General features: G+C 42.7%; 16 protein-coding genes and 1 pseudogene. 10 read left to right on the top strand and 7 right to left on the bottom strand.

All coding sequences use genetic code 11. From position 1 onward, the window contains the following. The first annotated feature begins 45 nt into the window (after positions 1-45). From GQS54_RS12305 to GQS54_RS12280, 6 genes and pseudogenes are all read left to right on the top strand, one after another. Positions 46-2,478, top strand: a complete 2,433-nt coding sequence (locus GQS54_RS12305; RefSeq protein ID WP_240919924.1) for a TIM-barrel domain-containing protein — start codon at positions 46-48, stop codon at positions 2,476-2,478. Positions 2,479-2,701: 223 nt separating this feature from the next. Then, the gene (locus tag GQS54_RS12300; protein WP_240919923.1) at positions 2,702-3,520 is read left to right on the top strand and encodes a transporter substrate-binding domain-containing protein; all 819 of its coding nucleotides are present in this window, start codon (positions 2,702-2,704) and stop codon (positions 3,518-3,520) included. Between the two features lie 116 nt (positions 3,521-3,636). Continuing rightward, positions 3,637-3,957, top strand: a complete 321-nt coding sequence (locus tag GQS54_RS12295) for an excalibur calcium-binding domain-containing protein (RefSeq protein ID WP_166424282.1) — start codon at positions 3,637-3,639, stop codon at positions 3,955-3,957. A 159-nt stretch (positions 3,958-4,116) separates the two neighbouring features. Then, positions 4,117-4,746: an HD domain-containing protein gene (locus GQS54_RS12290; RefSeq protein WP_166424281.1), complete on the top strand. Its 630-nt coding sequence runs from the start codon at positions 4,117-4,119 to the stop codon at positions 4,744-4,746. 149 nt (positions 4,747-4,895) lie between these two features. Further along, the gene (locus tag GQS54_RS12285; RefSeq protein ID WP_166424280.1) at positions 4,896-5,282 is read left to right on the top strand and encodes a ribbon-helix-helix domain-containing protein; all 387 of its coding nucleotides are present in this window, start codon (positions 4,896-4,898) and stop codon (positions 5,280-5,282) included. Between the two features lie 232 nt (positions 5,283-5,514). Continuing rightward, a pseudogene (locus GQS54_RS12280) lies at positions 5,515-6,435 on the top strand (M14 family metallocarboxypeptidase). A gap of 138 nt (positions 6,436-6,573) precedes the next feature. Here the strand turns inward: GQS54_RS12280 and GQS54_RS12275 are convergent. Further along, positions 6,574-7,380, bottom strand: coding sequence for a class II aldolase/adducin family protein (locus tag GQS54_RS12275; protein ID WP_166424279.1), 807 nt, complete (start codon positions 7,378-7,380; stop codon positions 6,574-6,576). A gap of 87 nt (positions 7,381-7,467) precedes the next feature. Here GQS54_RS12275 and GQS54_RS12270 point away from each other — a divergent pair, with 87 nt between their 5' ends. After that, positions 7,468-8,394 (top strand): LysR family transcriptional regulator, encoded by a 927-nt coding sequence (locus tag GQS54_RS12270; RefSeq protein WP_166424278.1) that lies wholly within the window; start codon positions 7,468-7,470, stop codon positions 8,392-8,394. On the opposite strand, the gene GQS54_RS12265 is transcribed toward GQS54_RS12270, so the two are convergent. Then, positions 8,391-10,763 carry a TonB-dependent receptor gene (locus GQS54_RS12265; RefSeq protein ID WP_166424277.1) on the bottom strand — a complete coding sequence of 791 codons (2,373 nt, stop codon included), beginning with the start codon at positions 10,761-10,763 and terminating at the stop codon, positions 8,391-8,393. The genes GQS54_RS12270 and GQS54_RS12265 overlap by 4 nt on opposite strands. A gap of 446 nt (positions 10,764-11,209) precedes the next feature. On the opposite strand from GQS54_RS12265, the gene GQS54_RS12260 reads away from it, so the two are divergent. After that, positions 11,210-12,493, top strand: a complete 1,284-nt coding sequence (locus GQS54_RS12260) for a DEAD/DEAH box helicase (protein ID WP_166424276.1) — start codon at positions 11,210-11,212, stop codon at positions 12,491-12,493. Between the two features lie 150 nt (positions 12,494-12,643). Here GQS54_RS12260 and GQS54_RS12255 read toward each other — a convergent pair whose 3' ends face one another. Beyond that, a complete protein-coding gene (locus GQS54_RS12255; protein WP_166424275.1) occupies positions 12,644-14,071 on the bottom strand; it encodes an MFS transporter in 1,428 nt (475 codons plus the stop codon). 108 nt (positions 14,072-14,179) lie between these two features. Further along, a complete protein-coding gene (locus GQS54_RS12250) occupies positions 14,180-15,883 on the bottom strand; it encodes an RluA family pseudouridine synthase (protein ID WP_166424274.1) in 1,704 nt (567 codons plus the stop codon). 170 nt (positions 15,884-16,053) lie between these two features. Here GQS54_RS12250 and GQS54_RS12245 point away from each other — a divergent pair, with 170 nt between their 5' ends. Next, positions 16,054-16,461 carry a DoxX family protein gene (locus GQS54_RS12245; RefSeq protein WP_166424273.1) on the top strand — a complete coding sequence of 136 codons (408 nt, stop codon included), beginning with the start codon at positions 16,054-16,056 and terminating at the stop codon, positions 16,459-16,461. A gap of 464 nt (positions 16,462-16,925) precedes the next feature. Further along, positions 16,926-18,209: a transporter gene (locus GQS54_RS12240; protein WP_166424272.1), complete on the top strand. Its 1,284-nt coding sequence runs from the start codon at positions 16,926-16,928 to the stop codon at positions 18,207-18,209. Positions 18,210-18,622: 413 nt separating this feature from the next. Here the strand turns inward: GQS54_RS12240 and GQS54_RS12235 are convergent, their stop codons facing one another. From GQS54_RS12235 to GQS54_RS12225, 3 genes are read right to left on the bottom strand one after another with little or no spacing between them, the layout of a single operon-like run. Next, on the bottom strand, positions 18,623-19,108 hold the full coding sequence (locus GQS54_RS12235) for a hypothetical protein (protein WP_166424271.1): 486 nt from the start codon (positions 19,106-19,108) through the stop codon (positions 18,623-18,625). A gap of 14 nt (positions 19,109-19,122) precedes the next feature. After that, on the bottom strand, positions 19,123-19,794 hold the full coding sequence (locus tag GQS54_RS12230) for a C39 family peptidase (RefSeq protein WP_166424270.1): 672 nt from the start codon (positions 19,792-19,794) through the stop codon (positions 19,123-19,125). Between the two features lie 19 nt (positions 19,795-19,813). Next, complete coding sequence (locus GQS54_RS12225) at positions 19,814-20,161, bottom strand: hypothetical protein (RefSeq protein ID WP_166424269.1); 348 nt, start codon at positions 20,159-20,161, stop codon at positions 19,814-19,816. Positions 20,162-20,232 lie beyond the last annotated feature (71 nt).

The following is a 20,232-nucleotide window of genomic DNA, read 5'->3' as shown; positions in this document are numbered from 1 at the left end:
AAATAAGATAATATGATTAAAACACACATTTCAAATGGACGGAAAATGACACGACGATCTATCGGCTTATGCTTACTCCTTTTGGCATTTTCAGCCTCCAGTAGTGAGTATTTATCTCATTCACTCAATGGGCAAGTACTGCAGATTCAAACAGATGAAGGCGACGTGAGCATCACCGCGTTAGCTAATGACGCATTTGAAGTGTTTTATCAGCCAAATGATGTGAAGCAACTACCTTCATTTGCCATCGATGGGGTAGCAAAGCCTGCTAAATTGACGGTAACGAATGAGGCTGAAACGATTGTTTTTTCAGCCCAGGGCATACGTGCTGAAATTGAAAAGTCTCCACTGCGTATTCGCTATTACCGAGACGATAAATTGTTGTTGGCTGAAAAAGGTGGTTTGTTTATTGATGATAATCAGCGCGGTTTTAGCTTTGCCTTACAAAATAATGAAAAATTACTTGGTGGTGGTGAACGAATTGTCGGGATGGATCGACGTGGCCAGCGTTTACCGCTATATAACAAAGCCCATTATGGTTACACCACCGAATCAAAACAAATGTATTTTGGTTTGTCAGCGATCATGTCGAGCAAAAAATACGTTTTGATATTCGATAATTCGGCTCGTGGTTATATGGATTTAGGTGCCACTGACTCTGATGAGATGCGTTTCGAAGCGATGGGCGGGCGCACCAGTTATATTGTGGTGGCAGGGGATACCTATCCGCAACTTATAGAGCACCTTGTCACAGTGACTGGAAAGCAACCATTGCCTCCACGTTGGGCACTGGGTAGTTTCGCTTCGCGTTTTGGTTATCGAAGTGAGCAAGAAGTGCGTGATACGGTCAAATTATATCAGGATTCTGGTTTTGGACTAGATGCCATTGTGCTTGATTTGTATTGGTTTGGGGCTGATATCAAAGGCCATATGGGAAATCTAAGCTGGGATAATAAAGCATTCCCCACACCGCTGAAAATGATCAGTGATTTGCGCCGTGATGGTGTCAAAACAATATTAATTACTGAGCCTTTTATCTTATCATCATCAAAAAAATGGCAAGACGCAGTGAGCAATAATGCTCTGGCACTGAATAGTGAAGGGGCGCCTTATCAGTTTGACTTCTATTTTGGCAACACAGGGTTAGTCGATGTGTTTGATCAAGATGCACGTGATTGGTTTAATCTAACCTATGCTGAACTTTTCAAACAAGGTGTTGCAGGCTGGTGGGGCGATTTGGGTGAGCCTGAAGTACATCCTGGTGATATGTTACATAACCTAAACGGTATTGTTGCGACAGGTGACGAAATTCATAATGCTTATGGGCATAAATGGGCGGAGCAGGTTTACCAAAACCAACTTTCATTAGCACCCAATACGCGCCCATTTATTATGATGCGTTCTGGTTTCGTTGGCTCTCAACGCTATGGAATGATCCCATGGACCGGTGATGTCAGCCGTTCCTGGGACGGCTTGAAACCTCAGGTCGAGTTGTCATTGCAAATGGGCTTATTCGGACTGGGCTACACCCATTCTGATTTGGGCGGATTCGCTGGTGGGGAGGTATTTGACCCGCAAATGTATATAAGATGGTTACAATATGGCGTATTTCAGCCAGTGTTTAGGCCCCATGCTCAAGATAATATAGCCCCAGAACCGGTCTATCATAAAGGTAAAACCAAAGAAATCTTGCGCTCATATGTTGAATTACGCTACGCCATGTTGCCTTACAATTATTCGTTAGCATATGAAAATAGCTTGACGGGCATGCCACTAATGCGCCCGATGTTCTTTGAGGACGAGAGTGACTTAAGCTTGATTGACGAAAAGGATCAATATTTTTGGGGGGATGCGTTACTGGTAAAACCAATCACCAGCGCAAATATGAAAGAAGTAAGTATTAGGTTACCTAAAGGCGTGTGGTTTAACTTTTGGAGCGACGAGCGATACGACGGAGAGCAAACCATTACCGTTGCCACGGATATTAAACTTTTACCTGTTTTTGCGCGAGGTGGATCCATAATACCTATGACGATACCGGTACTAAGCAGTGATAATTACGCCACTGAGTCGTTGGACTTACATTATTACGCCGATCAGAGTATTTCAAGTTCTAGCAGTGTTATGTATAACGATGATGGCAAAAACCAGCATGCGATACGCGACGGTGCGTTCGAAACGATTACGTTTTCTGCAAAACGCGGCACCGATGCTAAGGGTACCCAAAATACACTTGAGTTCAGTTTAAAGCGAAAAGGTAACTTCAAAGGTATGCCGAATAAACGGATGATTACTTTATGGATCCATAATTGGACTCAGAGTATTAATCAAGTAAGGATTGGTGACAATCAACTGGAGTTGATTGAAGACAAAACGGTATTTCTTAATGCTAATAGCGGAGCAAGGTGGGACAGCGACACGAACACTCTTGAAGTAAAATTTAGCTGGCAGAAAGACAATATTGTATTTGTACAGTAATGCTGTTGGCGCAGGAACAGTTTTGTTAATCATCACATGATGAAATTAAGGTGATAACGTTACTAGCTGAATATTGAAACGCTGCTATAGCAGTAAAAGAAATTTGCTGATAACAAATTTTTTTCATTTAAGTTGGTAAGTTTTACGCTCTGCGTTACCTTAAGCATTAGGTGCAAGTTTTGGCGCTATAAAACGTGCCATTAAGCCAAAGAGAATGGATTGCTTGAAATATCAAAACGGCGTTTTGCTTGCTTCAATTTTGTTATTGAGTCAAGTGTCAATCGGCAGTGAGAGACAGACTTTAAAAGCATGTGGTCATCACGATTACGCGCCCTGGAATTGGCTCGAAGGGGACAAAATTGTCGGTGTTTGCGCCGAAGTAGCCACGCAGCTTTTTGGTGATCTGGGTTATAAAGTCGATTTAACGTATGTGGGCCCATGGAAACGCTGCCAGCAATTAATTGAGCAGGGTGACGTGGATCTCAATATCTGCTCCTTTATTAATTTAGAACGAAAAAACTACTCGGTTTTTTCTAAAACACCGATGGCAAGCAATGAGAATGCGCTGTTTGTAAACAAAGAACGCTATTTTGATTACACAGGGCCTGAATCGCTAAATGCAAAGTTCATCGGCTTAGTTCATGGGGTAAGCCTTGGCAGTAACTTAGATCATCACTTACAGAAAAATAGCTACGTAATTCGAGTTGCAAACCACCAGAGCTTATTTTCAATGCTCGCACTTCAAAGAATTGACGCAGTGATTGTTGGGCGCCAATCAGGGCAGCACTTGCTTAATCTATATAATTTAAACACGCAAATAGTCGATGTGCCTACGCCTTTGTTAACAGGCAATTTATTTTTCTCCATGTCAAAAAAGTCTCCGTATATTGGTTTGCTCAATGATATAGAAAAGGTCTTAACTTCGGAACAATACCGTGTATGGTTATCCAGTCTATTAGAGCGATATTCCTTTAAGCATAAAGCATTCGTGCATCGTAATGCAGTTGTGGATAAAACCCTTGAGGTAAAGCCTAAAAACTAAGCGCGATTTCAAATGTGATATATATGCCTAAGTACGGTTAAATATACCTATCTACAGTGGTTTTATTCCGCTGTATTATTATATGCTTTCATCAAGTTCTTATATGGAGTTAGGCAATGAAAAAATTAATTGTCTTGGCGCTGCTGTTTTTCGCAACGATTCAAATTATACCGACACTTAATGCACAATCAAATCAAGGTGATCTGCTTACTCAAAGCGCACAGCAGATGATACAGACAAAAAATCCTGCGCAATCCGTTAATAAGCCAGCACGCAAGTCAGCACCAATGATCATGAATTTTCGCTGTGATGGTCGTCAATATTGTTCACAAATGACATCTCGAGCCGAAGCTGAGTATTTTTTGCAACACTGCCCAGATACTCGTATGGACGGTGATAACGACGGTATTCCGTGCGAAAATGATAGCCGTTTTTAATAAAAGCGCTTTTTATTAATAGAATCCAAAAATATTAAGTTTTTAACCTGAATAAAATCAAATATTAGTGCTTTATACTTTCATTTATTAGTTAGTCTTTACGGTTGAAAAACCAGCACTATTTGATTTGGTAAAACACCCACAGCATAGGTAAATCCCATGGACGTATTTGTAGCTAAAATGGCTGAGTTCATCAAAGTTGAGATGGTCACTGATCTCGCTCACGATTTTGAGCATGTCAGGCGGGTAGTGTCTAACGCTAAGCAGTTAAGTTTGGCAGAAAGAGCCAATGAGTGGGTGGTTATGCCTTCAGTGTGGTTACACGATTGTGTGACGTTACCAAAAAATCATCCTCAACGGGCGTCGAGTTCTGTAATGGCAGCTGATAAAGCGTTAGTTTTTTTAGCTGAGATAGACTATCCAAGGGAACATTTTGCACATATTCACCATGCCATAATGGCGCACAGTTTTAGCGCAGATATAGTGCCGGTCAGTTTAGAGGCATGTGTGGTTCAAGATGCAGACAGGTTAGATGCCATTGGTGCGATAGGTATTGCGCGTTGTTTGCAAGTCGGTAGCGCATTACACCGTGACTTGTATGAAGCGGACGATCCTTTTGCACTGTATCGTGATATAGATGATAGACAGTTTACTTTAGACCATTTCTATCAAAAATTACTTAAAATTGAAGATACATTACATACAGAAGAAGCGAAGCGAGAAGCGCGGCTGCGTACCGATTTTATGCACCACTATATCCGCCAATTACGCCACGAAATTGGCGTGTAAGACGCAGCAAACAACAAGTGAGTATAATTGTAGTATAGTTTTATTACCCTAGAGTGCGATGTTCATGATTAACTTTACGTAGATGATTCTCGTGGGGATCGTGTTTAGCATTATAAAAGTATGCAGGACATTCTAAAAGGAGCGTTAGTATGTGTCAGTTGTTTGTTGGGGCAGAGGCCGAACTGTGGCTAAGTAGAACAAAGTCGTTACGGATCGAAGGTGTGGTAACATCAATTCGTTTAGAAAATTTCTTTTGGGATGTATTAGCTGAAATTGCCTTTCGTGATGAAATGTCTGTTAATCAACTGATTACAAAACTGTATTTTGAATCTCAGGATACTGAATTAGACTTGAGTAACTTTACGTCATTTTTACGCGTGTGTTGCGGCCGATATTTGTCATTAGTGGCCGATAGTGAATTAACCCGCTGTGAAAAAACACCAATGAAAAAAGATGGAATCGATTTGTTATTGTCGAATGAAAATAAACGAACTCAAGCTAGGCGTCGCTGCTTTACCCGTGAGCCCTCAGTATAAATTTTCGATTAAAAACGGTATTACCATTCAAGTAATATCGATTTTCGCCCTTACCTTGTTTCTCTTCGCTGCTTATTCGTAACGACTAGTCAATAATTGCTGACAAAATTCTCTATCTTTTACCAAGAATAAATCTTTCCGTATCTGACTATTACTTATAAATACTTTACTATATTCATGTTTTCATCATCTCCTCCCTCTTTAGCCACACACAATATTTTATAGGTAATTCATGACTCAAACGCTTAGTTACAGTATTGGTAAACCTGGTATTCCTTGGACTCTCCCTGAAAAAGAACAATGGCTTGCACAGCAAGTCATTAAGCGCAGCTACCATAACGAAGTAATCGTGCACATTGATAGTTTGCGAAGTGATTTCAACGTTGAGCAGTATGGTGTTTTAGAATACGTCAATGGCCCTTATCCACTCTATGTTGTTAGCACGAAAGAATTTAGTAAACAAAAGCCGACGATATTAGTAACCGGTGGTGTGCATGGTTATGAAACAAGTGGTGTGCAAGGTGCGCTGCGTTTCGCATTGCAACATGCGGCTAAATACCAAGCGAATTTTAATCTGGTTATTGCGCCATGTATCAGCCCTTGGGGGTATGAAACGATTAATCGCTGGAATCCGGTGGCGGTTGATCCTAATCGCTCTTTTATACCTCAGAGTCCATCACTTGAAGCTGCGCAAATTATGGCTTACGTCAGTGATTTAGGTATGCCAATTTATGCTCATATTGACCTACACGAAACCACTGACACTGACAATAGTGAGTTTAGGCCTGCACTTTGCGCTCGTGATGGTATCTTTCAAGAAAATTGACAGATCCCCGATGGTTTTTATACGGTTGGAGATACGCAAAATCCCCAAGATGCATTCCAACGCGCAGTGATCGAAAGTGTTGAGAAAGTAACTCATATTGCGTTACCAGATGAATCAGGCAAGTTAATAGGTTCACCCATGACGCAGCATGGTGTAATCAATTATGCATTAAAAGATTTGGGCTTGTGTGCTGGCTTTACGAGTGCGCTCTACACCACAACTACCGAAGTGTATCCCGACAGCGCTAATGCAACACCCGAAGAGTGTATTTTAGCGCAAGTGGCAGCCATTACTGGTGCCCTGGATTTTTTGCGTAAACAAAAATAGGCTCATCTTTAATAGTGAACAGCGAGAGCCCTCGCTGTTCACCTTAATATTCTAAGAAAACCCAAATGTTGTTAACGTCGCGTCAGATGTCTTAGATTCAAATAAAGCTGATTCAAATCGTTGCAGTAGCAATCCAGCCTATTCTAAGAAACTGGGATCCTGGGCTAATAACATTGAATACAGTGGCTGGAAATTACCCCAAGTCACTAATTCAGAACCGTTAGCCGCTTTTGTTTTACGAGCAATTTCAGGGTTTATCAACGTCAATGGTCCTGCCGCTTGCGCGAGTAGTTGGCTTTGGCAGCAGCTGTCCATCAATATAAAGTTAGCGACCGCAGCATCTACAGAAGATCCCACCGTAATTAAGCCGTGATTTTGCAAAATGACTGCAGTGTGTTGACCTAATGCTTCGGCAATCAAATCACCTTCGCCTTTTTCAGCAACAACACCTGTAAATGTACCAAAAATCCCATGGTTCTCGTAAAACATGCACGCGTCTTGAGAGATAGGCTGCAAAGGTTCGCCTAATGAAGAAAAGGCTCTGCCATATTTGGTATGCGCATGAGCTACCGCGTTGACATCTGGGCGTGCCATATGAATACGCGAATGTATTGCAAATGCTGCGTTATTTACGGCGTGTACACCGTCAACTATATTACCTTCATGGTCGATACGCACTAAGTCAGTCGCTCTGATCATCGAAAAGTGAATACCCAGTGGGTTCACCCAAAAGGTATCGGGCTCGATACAATCACGAAGGGTGATATGCCCGGCCAATCCTTCATCGAAATGATGCAGCGCAAACGCACGAAACCCAGCGGCTAAACGCTGCTTCTCGTATTCGCGCTGCTGTAGCTTATCGGTAAACGTAGGTGGCATGGGAATTTTGAATTTGCCCGCACCGATAGCCATATGTTGTGCATCTTGTTGAATTTTATTGTTCACGTTATACCCCTAGTTTATTGATTTGACACCAGTGTAATACTTATTAGAATGAATACGAATGATGTTATTTGATTGTGATGAATTAATATGCTGCATAGTAAAATTGATTTAAATCTGTTTCTTATCTTGGTAGCGGTTTATCGAGAGGGTTCGATAACGGCAGCGGGAAAACGACTTCATCTTAGTCAACCCGCGGTCAGCCATGCGCTCTCTCGCCTGAGAGACAAGTATCAAGATCCGTTGTTTGTGCGTCATGGTCGTAAAATGATACCCACAGAAATGTGCCAAACTATCATGCCCAGAGTGCTGAACTCAGTGTCTGAGCTCGAATCTACTTTGCATAATATTGGTGACTTTGACGTACACCAATACCAGCGAGAAATGAAATTCGGATTTAGGGATATCCTTGAGTCTATTTTCTTCCCTGAACTTACAACAGATCTTATGATCAACACCCCAAACATTACCGTGAATAGTCGCCAAGTGAGTCGTATCGACATGGAAGCGGCCCTAGAAAACCAAGCGCTTGATATTGTGATTGACGTGCTCACCCCAACCAGTGATGACATACAACATACCCTCATTTGTGACGAACACTTTTCATTGATTTGCCGAAAAAACCACCCGATTCTGGCGGACATCTCTTTGGTGAATTACATAAAAGCTGATCATGCATTAGTGACATTGAAAGATTCAGCGGTTAACACCGTGGATATGGCATTAGCCAAGCATGGTGTGTCACGTAAATTCGCCCTAAAATGTGAACACTATTTTGCTGCTACCAGCGTCATTAGCCGCTGCGATATGTTACTCACCATGCCTAATGCTTACGCTCGTTTACTCAAGCAACAAATGCCCGTGGAAGTCGTGCTATTGCCGTTTGAAGTGCCCATTTTACCAATACACATGTATTGGCATAAACAAGCCGTGCACGATCCACTAAATACGTGGATGAGGGGAAAATTACTCGACATTGCCAAGCGAGTTATTCCCCCACCATCTAATAACGCCTAAAAAAAGTACGCCCCCTGAAGTAGAATACTGCGTGGGCGTTCCACTAAGAAACGATGGGCGTAACTCAAAACGGGAACATCGTTCGCTTGGCTAAAGGTGCGTTTGTCCGTTAAGTTATTGACCAGTAAAGACAAAGACCATTTATCTTCTGCGTCTAGTAAACCTATTCTTACGTTCACTTTCTGATACGCGTCCTGGTGAGCGATGGGATCTAAATCTTGCTCAAGGAAGAAATCGTCAGTGAAATTCACTGCCACGTTTGCGCTAAACGTATAGCCTGATAGCACAGTTGTTTCGTAATTGAGCGCAATATTACCTGAATAATTTGGTGCGAATGCCCCGGTTTTGCCCGTCAAAGACTGTGTTGCCTGCCCGAGTAATTCTGACTGGCGAACAGTAGGCGCGGCGCCATCATAGGCTTGATACTCAAAATCAAGTAATGCAACATTGGCTGTTAAATCCCAGTTGTCAGCAATAGCCCAACGGGCATCTACTTCCAGACCTTTTACGGCTGTTTCCGCCGCATTTTTGACTACGAATGCATTGCCATTAAATTCAGACACCTGCAAGTTTTCATACTCGGTATAGAATAGTGTTGCATTGACTTCCAGTTGGTTTTTTATCGGTTCTGATTTGACGCCTAGCTCATAGTTGGTCGCTTTTTCGTCTTCAAATTCAAAGCCCGATTCGGGGTCAATATCTGTGCCTTGCGATGCGTTCAAACCTGAACCATCAAAGCCTCCAGCCTTATAACCTATCCCTGCATTTGCGAATAACATGGTGTCACTAAAGCCAAAGTATTGAAAACTGATGCTGGGTGAAAGGTGTGATTCCGACCGATCAGTGGCTAAGTTATGTACGCCAGCGCCAGACAAGCTGCGAGAAATCGTTGGCGCAGCGGCAGTGGCGAATTGTTGCACAGCTTCAGGCGTTCCTTCTGCAAATAATGCATAGACAGATTGCTGGCTTGTGACGTCTTTAGTTTCGTGCTGATAACGCAAGCCTACATTGGCTTTCCAATCGGTGTTCATGTTCCAGGTGACAGATGTGAAGGCCGAGTAGCTTTCTTGATCCTGTTCAAAAAGAGCTAGGGTGCCTAAGGACGTTCCCACCAAATTGGGTATTAAAATCGATGCGCCAAGCATAACGTCGTTAGGGTGTGACAATTCACTGTTCATGTAAAACACCCCTGCTATATATTCAATAGTCTGATCTGTCGGGGAAGCGATCCTAAATTCTTGGGTAAATTGTTGGTAGTTCTCAATGTACTCTTGGCGAATAAGCGATACTTCTGAATAATCTGCATCAAAAAGTGCATCCCAATCGTACTCACTGTAAGTTGAAATTGAGGTGAATTCATAATCACTGACATCGTAGGTGATGTTTAATACCGCATTGTCACTTGAAGTGTCATTTCCCTCGTTTAAGCCACCGGGGTGGCCGTCACCAGAGACCGAACTGATGTAATCTAAACCACTGGTATCTGAGAGTAAAAATGAGCGATAGCCCACATTACCAGTGTTGGTGGGGTCTAAGGAGATTTGCTCATTCCGTGACGGGGTATCGATTATATACTGATAGCGAGAGCCGCTAGTAGAAAAATTACCATGTTCCCATTTAAATTGGGCGCTCAAGTCGTTATTAACCTGCCAATCAGCGGTGAAGCGCACGCCATGGGCATCGCTTGATGCTTCATCTCTATCTCGTGCTTGATTGAATACGAAACCATCTCTTGATTCGTCAAATGCGGCCACGCGGATAGCTAAATCGTCTGTAATAGGCAGATTAACCACAGCGCTATAGCGGCGCTCGTTATCCGAGCCTATCTCTACTTTTACATTGCCCTCAAACACAGAGCTTGCAGGGTTAGAACTCATACTTAGTACGCCAGCCGTGGCGTTTTTACCAAACATAACGGACTGGGGGCCTTTGACTAATTCTATGCGCTGCATGTCCAAAAAAGGGAATTTTGCTTGGTGGCCCCGGCCTAAATAAATGCCGTCTTTATAAATGGCTACCGACTGCTCAAACCCGGCGTTAGTGCCAGAGCCGATGCCACGCACAAAAACGCGTTTACTACTAGAAGTTTCAGTGATGTGTACATTAGGCAAAGATTCCGACATATCCAGTAAATTACCAATGTTATTTTTGCTTAGATCTTCTCCGGAAAATGCCTGAATAGAAGTCGGAATATCTTGTAGCGACTGCACGCGCTTTTGAGAGGTGACTATGATGCGTTCAAGGCCCGACGTGTCAGTTGATTTCTGCTCTTGAGCCATTTCAACCTGCGCCGTGACACTGGTTGAAGCAACAAGCGTGATACTCAAACTGTTGCGAATAAAGCGGCATAGCGGTGAAAGAGTAAACATGATATCCCCTGTTAATTTATGGTTTTTATTTTGTTAACGAAATGTGTTTTATCGATAGTCTCTGTAACAGAAGGAAATGGGAACTGATGAATATGCATTTTGGTCTATGCACACGATGCATGATTAATCGTATTTACTATGTGCCTAACGAAGTAACGCGGCCAATATTGTTGAAATCTACTGGGGTAAGAGGCGGGCATTTCATTGCATTTTTAACCGGGAATTTTCAATAATGGCGCGATAAGGGTCATTAAGTGGTGTATTGATTGATATAGTTGTGATCCGAAACGGAATTTCCTGTATATTTCGCCATCGTTTTTTAAACCAATCACGCAAATTCAACATTCAGACGTTACGCTTACTAAATAACGTCATGGCAACTATTTACACAGATAGCATGTAAACAAGTTGCGTCTATGTTTTTGTCTGCCGAAAGAGAAATTAGCATGAACTTTTCATCATTAGATTTAGCGCCAGAATTACAACAAGCGATTGATGCTTGTGGCTACAAAAAAATGACGCCCGTCCAGCAGCAAGCCATTGTGGTTGCGCGTCGTGGTAGGGATGTTTTAGCCAGCGCCCAAACCGGTACCGGTAAAACCGCAGCATTTGCAGTCCCTATTTTACAACAAATGTTAGCTAGACCAAAAGCTACCGTACCGGGAACACCTCGCGTTCTTATTTTAACTCCGACGCGAGAGCTTGCTGAACAGCTTGCGACTAACATTGCACGTTACGCTCAATTTACTGAAATTTCAGTGTTGGCCCTTTATGGTGGCGTGAAGTTAGGTGGACAAGCCAGTAAACTAAAAGCCGGTGTGGATATTGTCATTTCTACCCCTGGGCGTTTACTAGAACATATGACGCTAAAAAATGTTGAATTAGCGAAGGTAGAATTTGTGGTCCTTGATGAAGCAGACCGCATGCTGGACATGGGGTTCATTGCTGATGTACGCCAAATGCTTGCTCAGATCACATCGGGACACCAGACGCTATTATTTTCAGCGACTATTTCTCCTACAGTGAATGAGCTAGCGCATAAGCTGCTTACCAATCATCAAGAAATTCGTGCTACTCAGTTAAACAGTGCCGCTGATACAGTACAACACGTAATGTACCCTGTAGCAGAAGAAGATAAAACACGTCTATTCAAAACGCTGCTAGCCGAACAGAATTGGTATCAAGTACTTGTTTTTACCAGTACTAAAGAGCAAGCCGATAAACTTATGGCTGCTTTGAAAACCAGTAAAATTGATGCGGCTGTTTGTCATGCTGATAAAAGCCAAGGTGCTCGTCGCCGTGCCATAGCAGATTTTAAATCTGCCAAACTTCAGGTATTAATTGCGACTGAAGTCGCTGCCAGAGGTCTGGATATTCAAGGCCTTGATCATGTAGTTAATTACAACTTGCCGTACTTACCAGAAGACTATGTGCATCGTATTGGCCGAACAGGACGTGCGGGACAGCAAGGTAACGCTATATCGTTTGTTAGTCGCGAAGAAGAACGCACTGTAGAGCGTATCGAACGTTTAATTAACAGTAAAATTAAGCGTATTTCACGCCCTGATTTTGCGGTAAGTAACCGTGAGTCGTTGTTGAAAACAGTGCGTAAACACAGCAAAAATAGCCGTACTAATAAAGTGTCGCAAACGGTTATTCGGATGGATAAAACCAGCGGCGCCAAAATAAAGCCTAAAGCCAAGCCAAAGGCAAAGCGCCCAACTAAGTAGTAATGAGTATGCGAACGGTTGAATAGTGAACGAATTCAACCGCTTGTAAACGCATTTAAGGCTCTAATAAAGCGAACTTGATAACATCAGGCTCGCTTTTTTAATGCCACCCAGAATACAAAAAATATTTGTATTCTGGGTGGCATTAAATTATATCTCGTTATCTGCTGAAATGGCTTTATCGGGCTTGCTTTCTCGGCCACGAAAACCAGATATGAAGCAGGCCGCCACCACGCAACCAAACGAAACATTCAACGCAACCAAAACGGTTTGCAGCAGAGCAGGGTATTGCGCAGGGACAATTTGCGCATCACCAATGTAATGATGAACCAATAAATTCACCATACTCATGCCCACTAGATTACCGATGGTTCTGGCTAAATTTAACGAAGCCGAGGCCACGCCTAATTCAGTACTGTGTACAGCACCCATAATGGCGTTGTTGTTCGGGGTTGAAAATAATCCAAAACCAATACCAACCAACAGCAACGAGCTGCCGATATACCAAGCTTGGGTATCAATATCCATTCGACTCAAAATGAAGAAGCCACAAGCCACTATTGCACAACCTGTCGTGGCCAGTAATCGTGGCTGTACTTTGTCAGATAACTTGCCTGATAATGGTGCTAAAAACGCCATGGCTAGGGCTTGCAATAGAATAATTTGACCTGACTCAGATGGGCTAAATCCTTTCACATATTGCAGATACAAGCTAAGTAAGAAAGTTAAAGGATAGTTACTGGCGTACATTAGCAATGAGGTTGCCAGTGACATCGAAAATACTCGGCTCTCTTTGAACATTTGGACCCGAATGAGGGGGTGATCCCGTTTTGACTGATGTACAACAAACCACACCATTGATATCAGTGCAATAGCGAGTAACACGCACCCCATAAGAGAAGGCAGTTGACTCAAACCAAAGACTAAGCACGTTGCGGCAATAATAAAAATACCCGAGCCACGCCAATCAAACTTAGCCTTGTGCTCGTTTTTCCACTCGCCGTGCATACGGGTTTTAATCAATAGGAGCAGCATAATGACTAGGGGGACTTGGAATAAAAAGACTGAACGCCATCCCCATAATTCAGTCAGCCAACCACCTACCGCAGGGGCGACGGTTAAGCCTATGTACACACAAGCGGCTGCTATACCTAATGCAAAACCGCGCCTATCCGCCGGGGTAACAGAGGTTAATATCGCCACGCCCGTTCCGAATATCATTGCCGCCGCAGCGCCTTGCATAAAGCGCCAAAATAACAACCATTCAATGTTAAACGCTAAGGCACACATGGTTGACGAAAGGATGTTGAGCACTAAACCATAACTATATATGCGCTTGCGCCCATAATTATCAGCAAGCTTGCCAAAGGGCAGCATTAACGCCACGTTGGCAAGCAGAAATATAGTCGGCAGCCAACTGACCATTTTAGCGTTTGCTTTAAGCTCTGCAGCAAGATCCGGTATGGCGATGTTGACCGAAGCCATACCCAACGGCCCAATGAATGACCCCGCACAGACCACAATGAGTGCCACTGTAGTCAAAGGAAGTTTTGAAAATGAAGTAAATAAAGAGGCCATATGCACCGATAGTCGCGAGAAGAGCCGCTATGATACCCATTGCCGTGATGACTTTCACTGCTCTTGCTATGAATAATCGGCTTTTAGCAATGATTGCCGATTTATGCTTTAGAAATCAGCATCGCAGGTAAATTCAAGCCACTGGTTTGACACGGGGTGAAACAAGCCAAGATACTGCGCGTGTAGATGTAAGCGACGCGCTCGATTACCATATAAATCATCACCGACAATCGGCATGTTTAAACCACGTTCGTGGGCGCAATGAACGCGTAATTGGTGGGTTCGACCTGTTCTGGGTTGTAAAAATACTTTAGTTTGTTGCGTTTTTACCTGGCGCTCAATTACGCGCCAAGTGGTATATGCGGGCTTACCTGTCTTTTCACACACACATTGGCGAGGGCGATCATAAAAGTCACCCGCTAAAGGCAAGGTAATCACGCCTTCGTCATCTTGCAAAACACCGTCAATAAGGGCCATATACCGTTTACTGACTTGCCGACTAATAAATTGTTTTTGCAACTCCTTATGGGATGCAGTACTCAGTGCTATTACCATTAAACCCGAGGTAGACATGTCTAAGCGGTGCACAATTAATGAGCCCGATGCATGGGGGAACATGGCCTTTATACGGGTGTATACCGAGTCTTGAATGTGCTTGCCCGGCACTGATAATAACTGAGGGGGTTTGTTGATAATCAGCATTTCATCATCTTGGTAAACGATATCGATGTGTTCGTCGTCAGCGGCATTTTGCAATAGCTGATTCTCTTCCACTGTTAAACCTTGCAACATGTGATTCAAAATGGGCTGACATTTACCTATACACGCTGGGTAAAACTGCTTGTGTTTACGTACTTGCGATTTTGGTGATGCGCCCCACCAGAATTCTGCCATGGCCACAGGCGTTAAATTATTGGCGTAAGCGTAGTGAAGTAATTTTGGTGCGGCACATTCTCCCGCGCCAGCCGGAGGTGTGCGCATAACGGTGTCACTGAATATAGCCGCCAAAGACTTTTTTTCGCCTAGCCCATTCAGAAACTGATACTGCTCGAAGAGACGTTGCTGTAATTGTGCTGAAAGGGTTTTACGCTGTTTCTTGAGCGACTGTATTCGCTCTTCAAATTCATCGAGGTTGCACTTAGCATTTGCGATAGCAAGTACTAGGTCTTTTTTATCTTGATTGAACGCAAGCTTATCTTCGATGCTTTGCGCTGCTAGCGCTTTCAATAACGCAGCGACCTCAGTGTCATCTGCCTTGACCGTTAGGTTATCTCGCATCGACTTTCGCTTTGCTCTATTGGCAACGACCTGCAAACGTTTGTCTTCAATTTCAGCAAGGCACTTTGCTTGAGTCTGCTCAAATTTTTCTTTGGCTAACAGATAAGCACTGTCTTGCAAAATAACATCAAGCTGAGCCGTGATATTGATGATGATTTGCTGCTCATGATGAAAAAAACTATCGCTGGCCAGCATATCGAACACGGGCGGAACGAATTTTGTTAAATGATTTTGCTCCGCTAATTTCCCTGAAAACGCACTTAAATAGCCCAGCTCCCCCAGATGATTTTTAACTAATAACACGCCGAACATTTTACCAATGATAAGCGTCGGGTCGTCGCCCAAGCCGAAATTATGATACCAATCGTCTTGCTTGAGTAAATGCTGTTGAAGTTCTTCTGCAGCCAGTTCACAAAGCGGGTGAGGCTGATAATAAAACGGAAAGGTAAACTTATCGGGTAATGCGAAAGACGGATTGCCGTTAAAAATATCAGCAGAAAAAACAGTAAAGCACGTGGGTGAGGTATGCGTCATGGGCGATAGAGAGTCGTTTAAATCGAATTGGAATTAGCGTGTTAGATGTGAAAGTCTATCATATTTGGCGTTTTTACTTTAGTTTATCCGCACTTGCTGACTGATTAATTTATTCATATGCATTGAATAAAATCTTAGTATTCAAAAAACAACAATAAAAAGGAAACCCCATGAATGTACTTGAAACCTCGTGTTTACTCGCTGGAAGGTTGTTACTTGGCTTGTATTTTATTTTACCTGGACTGCAAAAAATCTTTAGTTTCGATGCCATGAGCCAGTATATGGCGCAACATGAAGTGCCGTTTGTCGCGCCGCTTTTAGTGTTTACCATTGTCATTCAATTAACTGCAGGGCTGGCGATTATAGTGGGTTTTAAAGGACGTGTTGCAGCGTTTATATTGGCTGGCCTAACATTGGTTATCAGCGTGTTCATGCATAATTTTTGGAATTTGCCAGAGGGCGGTAATGTCGCTCATGAAACACAAAACTTTGTTAAAAACATGGCCATCATGGCAGGCTTGTTAATTTTGGCGGCTAGAGGCACTGGGCGTTTGAGTTTGGATAATAAGGGTCAATAGTCTGAATTCAGATCATAAGTAAAGACGAACTTTCAAAAATACCTAATCAGCGAAACTCTTTTCCTATGGTACGACTAAAACCTAAGTCAGGTTCGATATTTTGTTGAATGAACGTCTGCTCCTTGAGTAGGCAATCATTCAATATTTCCCTGTTCTATAAAATCGTTAATAGCGTATTTTAATTTATACAGCGTTTACCTTAATTCTATTTATTAGATTATATTTTTTGTCTTAAATGGTGGTTTTGGTGTGTTTTTTTACCATTTGATGTTTTGTATTTGCTAATTATTTAGCCCTATCATTAAAGCGTTCAAAGTGCGGTGCTTTATCACTCATTCAAATAATCATTCTGCATGATTTAAATTTGAGTTTTCCTCAGTCGTTCACTATTTTTAAGTAATAATAAATTAATTATTACGTTATACAAAATTTAGATGTTTTCATAAGCGAATAAAGGATTAGTTATGGAAAACCTAGCAACTGAAGTGCGCCCTCTCTTTTTTACCAAAGTATCAAAAATTGCCATGTCTATTTGTTTCATTTCTTCATCAGTGTGTTACGCCGGGGAAGATATGGCAGAGGATGATAAATCAGACAGCAAATATGAGACTGAGTTGGAACGGCAACGTATCTTATTGATAAAGCAAGGTCAGCAAATTGAAAAGCTCACCCAGATGATAACTGCGTTGACGGCTAAAAATGTTGCGCCTATGCCCCCCTCTGGGGCGAACAGCGATAGCACACGCAAAGGGCGCGCGAGTAAGTCTGTCAGGGAAGCGGATCACAATATAGCTAAAAACAAACCCGTCGGCCAAGCACCTGCAAAATCTTCCAGTGCAATAGACGCAAGTGCAATCCCTGAATTAGGCGATACCTTTAGCGGTGTATTATCCGGTAAAGGCACTTTGGTATTAGAGCCCTCTATCGGCTATTCGTACACAGATAACAATCGTGTTTTTCTAGATGCATTTTCTTTTATCCCCGCGCTTGTGGTGGGCTTAATTGACTTACGGGAAATCAAGCGGCATAGCTTTATTGGCAGTATCTCTGCGCGTTACGGGATCACTGAACGCTGGGAAGTTGACTTGAAAGTTCCGTACATCGGTCGAAATGACAGCCAGCGCTCACGACCTGTGAGTATCGGTGTCAGTGAGGATGAAATTTTTAATGCGAGCGGTCATGGGTTAGGGGACATAGAGTTATCGACTCGCTATCAACTCAACTCTCCAAAAGATGGCGGGCCTATTTACGTGGCAAACCTTGTGGCGACGATCCCTACCGGAACCAGCCCGTTTGAAGTTGAATTTATGCAATCAACGCCAGGTGCAGTATTTCCTACTGAGCTGCCTACTGGCTCTGGGTACGTGAGTATTCAGCCCAGTATCACTGCAATTTACGCTACTGATCCTGGCGTATTTTTCGGTAATTTGAGCTACGGATATAACATGGACACAGACGAAGACGTAGGGAATGTTGACCCAGGCGACAGTGCAGGTGTTAGTTTTGGTCTAGGCGTTTCACTCAATGAACGCACATCCATGAGCCTTAGCTATTCCCATAAGCATGTATTGAAATCAAAAATTAATAATATGAAAATCGACGGCAGCCAGCTTGATATCGGCCAGTTGATTATCGGCTATTCATTTCGATATTCACCCTCAACCAATGTAAGTTTGTCGCTGGCTATCGGGGTGACTGACGATGCGCAAGATACCCGCTTGAATTTTAGAATGCCGGTGACGTTATAAGTGTTAGGTCTAATGCTTACCACTTACCATGTGGGCGATTCAGCGATTAGCTAATAAGATGCTAAATCTGCGATATTGCAATAATCAAATAGACAAGGCTTTAGCTGGTGTAAACGCGTCAAATAACATCATAGTTTGGCCATGCTGTTGTGCTGTGAACTGCATCAACTGAGTCCGAGTGGCTGTTTGAAATTAAGACCTCCGCTTATTGTTTTATAAAAGCGCGACTCACTATTCTATGAGGTGTAGAAGTGTTATTTGCTGATGGGGGGCGTTCTGATAGCCGTTAGTGGCAACAGCAGCTAAAATAGTTCTGGGACAATAATGAACTCCATACAACGCTAAGTGTATATGCACTTAGCTATAACACGTACTATTTGTTGCGACTGTATCGATGTTAATCGAGCGAACGACTATTGATGTGATCTGGCGTTAAAGTAGGTGTTGTATAACTGGTCTTGTGCAAAAGCTTGTTTTGCATGTTCGAGGTTCTTAATCGTGATATCAATATTGGTGATTGCCGATAACGTCTGATTATCAAGGGTGTTCTGCAAGACCGTGTTCAACGTATTGTTAGGCAATATAGATTGTAATGAAAATTCGTCTTTGCTTAATAGAGTAAAGTCTTGCGGGGTTTGAAAGTAAGCGTGACTGGCCAGTTCGCCGTTTCTAAATATGCTCTTTTGGAAGTTCAAATCTACAATCACACCATTGCCAAGTACAAAGCCCCCGCGTAATTCTGCAAGTGTGCTCTCGTCTACGGCTTGCCAATGAGCAACGACATCTACCGTTTTAATCAGGCTAGGGTCGTGAGCAGCAGTGGTTGGTAACGCAAAAAGAAAGAGGGTGAGGGTACCAAGGTGACGTACTAAGGTTCGTATGGCCAATGATTGTTTCATGATGAGTCCTTTGCTTAGAAGTCAACGCTAGAGGGCTGTAAAACATTAAATAAGCCCAGACTAGTGTGGTCTATTGCCAAGCCTAAGTTAGCGCGCACTAAGTGATCATTCTCTTGATCATTTTTGTAATGGTTAACTGCAGTCTCTTTTTGGTCTTGAATTACAAACAAAATTCGGTTGTCCCACATTTCTTGAAATGCCTGGATTTTTATCGACTTTAAGCCCACAGCAGGATCTCCTACTAACACTTCAGAGCCGTTGCTACCCTTGATGATTACGAAATGCATGTAACCATTGTTATTAATAATCGTGATGGCGGGGAGTTGTGCGCTAGAGAGTTGTTCAAGGGTGATTTTAAAACCATTGGCGTTATAGCCCCTACGTGACAGGTATTGCTTCATATCGAGCAGTGAGAAACCTTGATGCTTGATTTTTTCTTTATTGCCGTGCTCAAACATGTCTTTAAATACGTTTAATTCGTTCACTACGTCATCGTAGTGAAAGGACAACAAGCTTGCTAGCGTCGCTGAGCCACAGCTAAAGTCATACCGTTGTTTATAAATGGTTTTAAAGCGTAACTCGGTAATACTGGATACTTTAATCGAAAATTGACCGTTAAAATCCACCAGGCCGCCGAGCACAGGTGAGGTCGTTAGCAGCATTACCAGACAGAGTAAAAGTCTCATGTATACACCTATTCATCCGTTAATTAGGGGCAATGGTCACAGTGATAATCGTCGAGTCCTGAATGATGACATTGTTGCCGGTATTTTGAATAATGGAGAAAACACCGGATGCTTCATTGAATGAACCGCGATCAATCGAGTTGTTGCCGGTGACGCTATTCGAATTGTAATTGTGGGTTAATACGGCTTCCAAATGGCTGTTGTTCGTGACATCTACTACACCGCCCAAGCCTCGTTCTTGTTCTAAATCTTCAATCAAGACAGGTCGCATTTCATCTAGGTTCAATTGCGCTGCACTACAAAATGATACCAGTAAAAGTATTGGAAACACGGTATGTACAAGGGTAAATTTAGGTAATATCTTCATGGCTCGTGTCCTTTTTAATAAGTTGCTGACGATGTCGTCAGCAACTTATTTTCCTTAAAATGAAGCCTACG

It is taken from the genome of Paraglaciecola sp. 20A4, assembly GCF_011378905.1.
GTDB lineage: Bacteria > Pseudomonadota > Gammaproteobacteria > Enterobacterales > Alteromonadaceae > Paraglaciecola.
The sequence above is the reverse complement of the archived record's forward strand: the minus strand, read 5'-3'. Positions and strand labels throughout refer to the sequence as shown.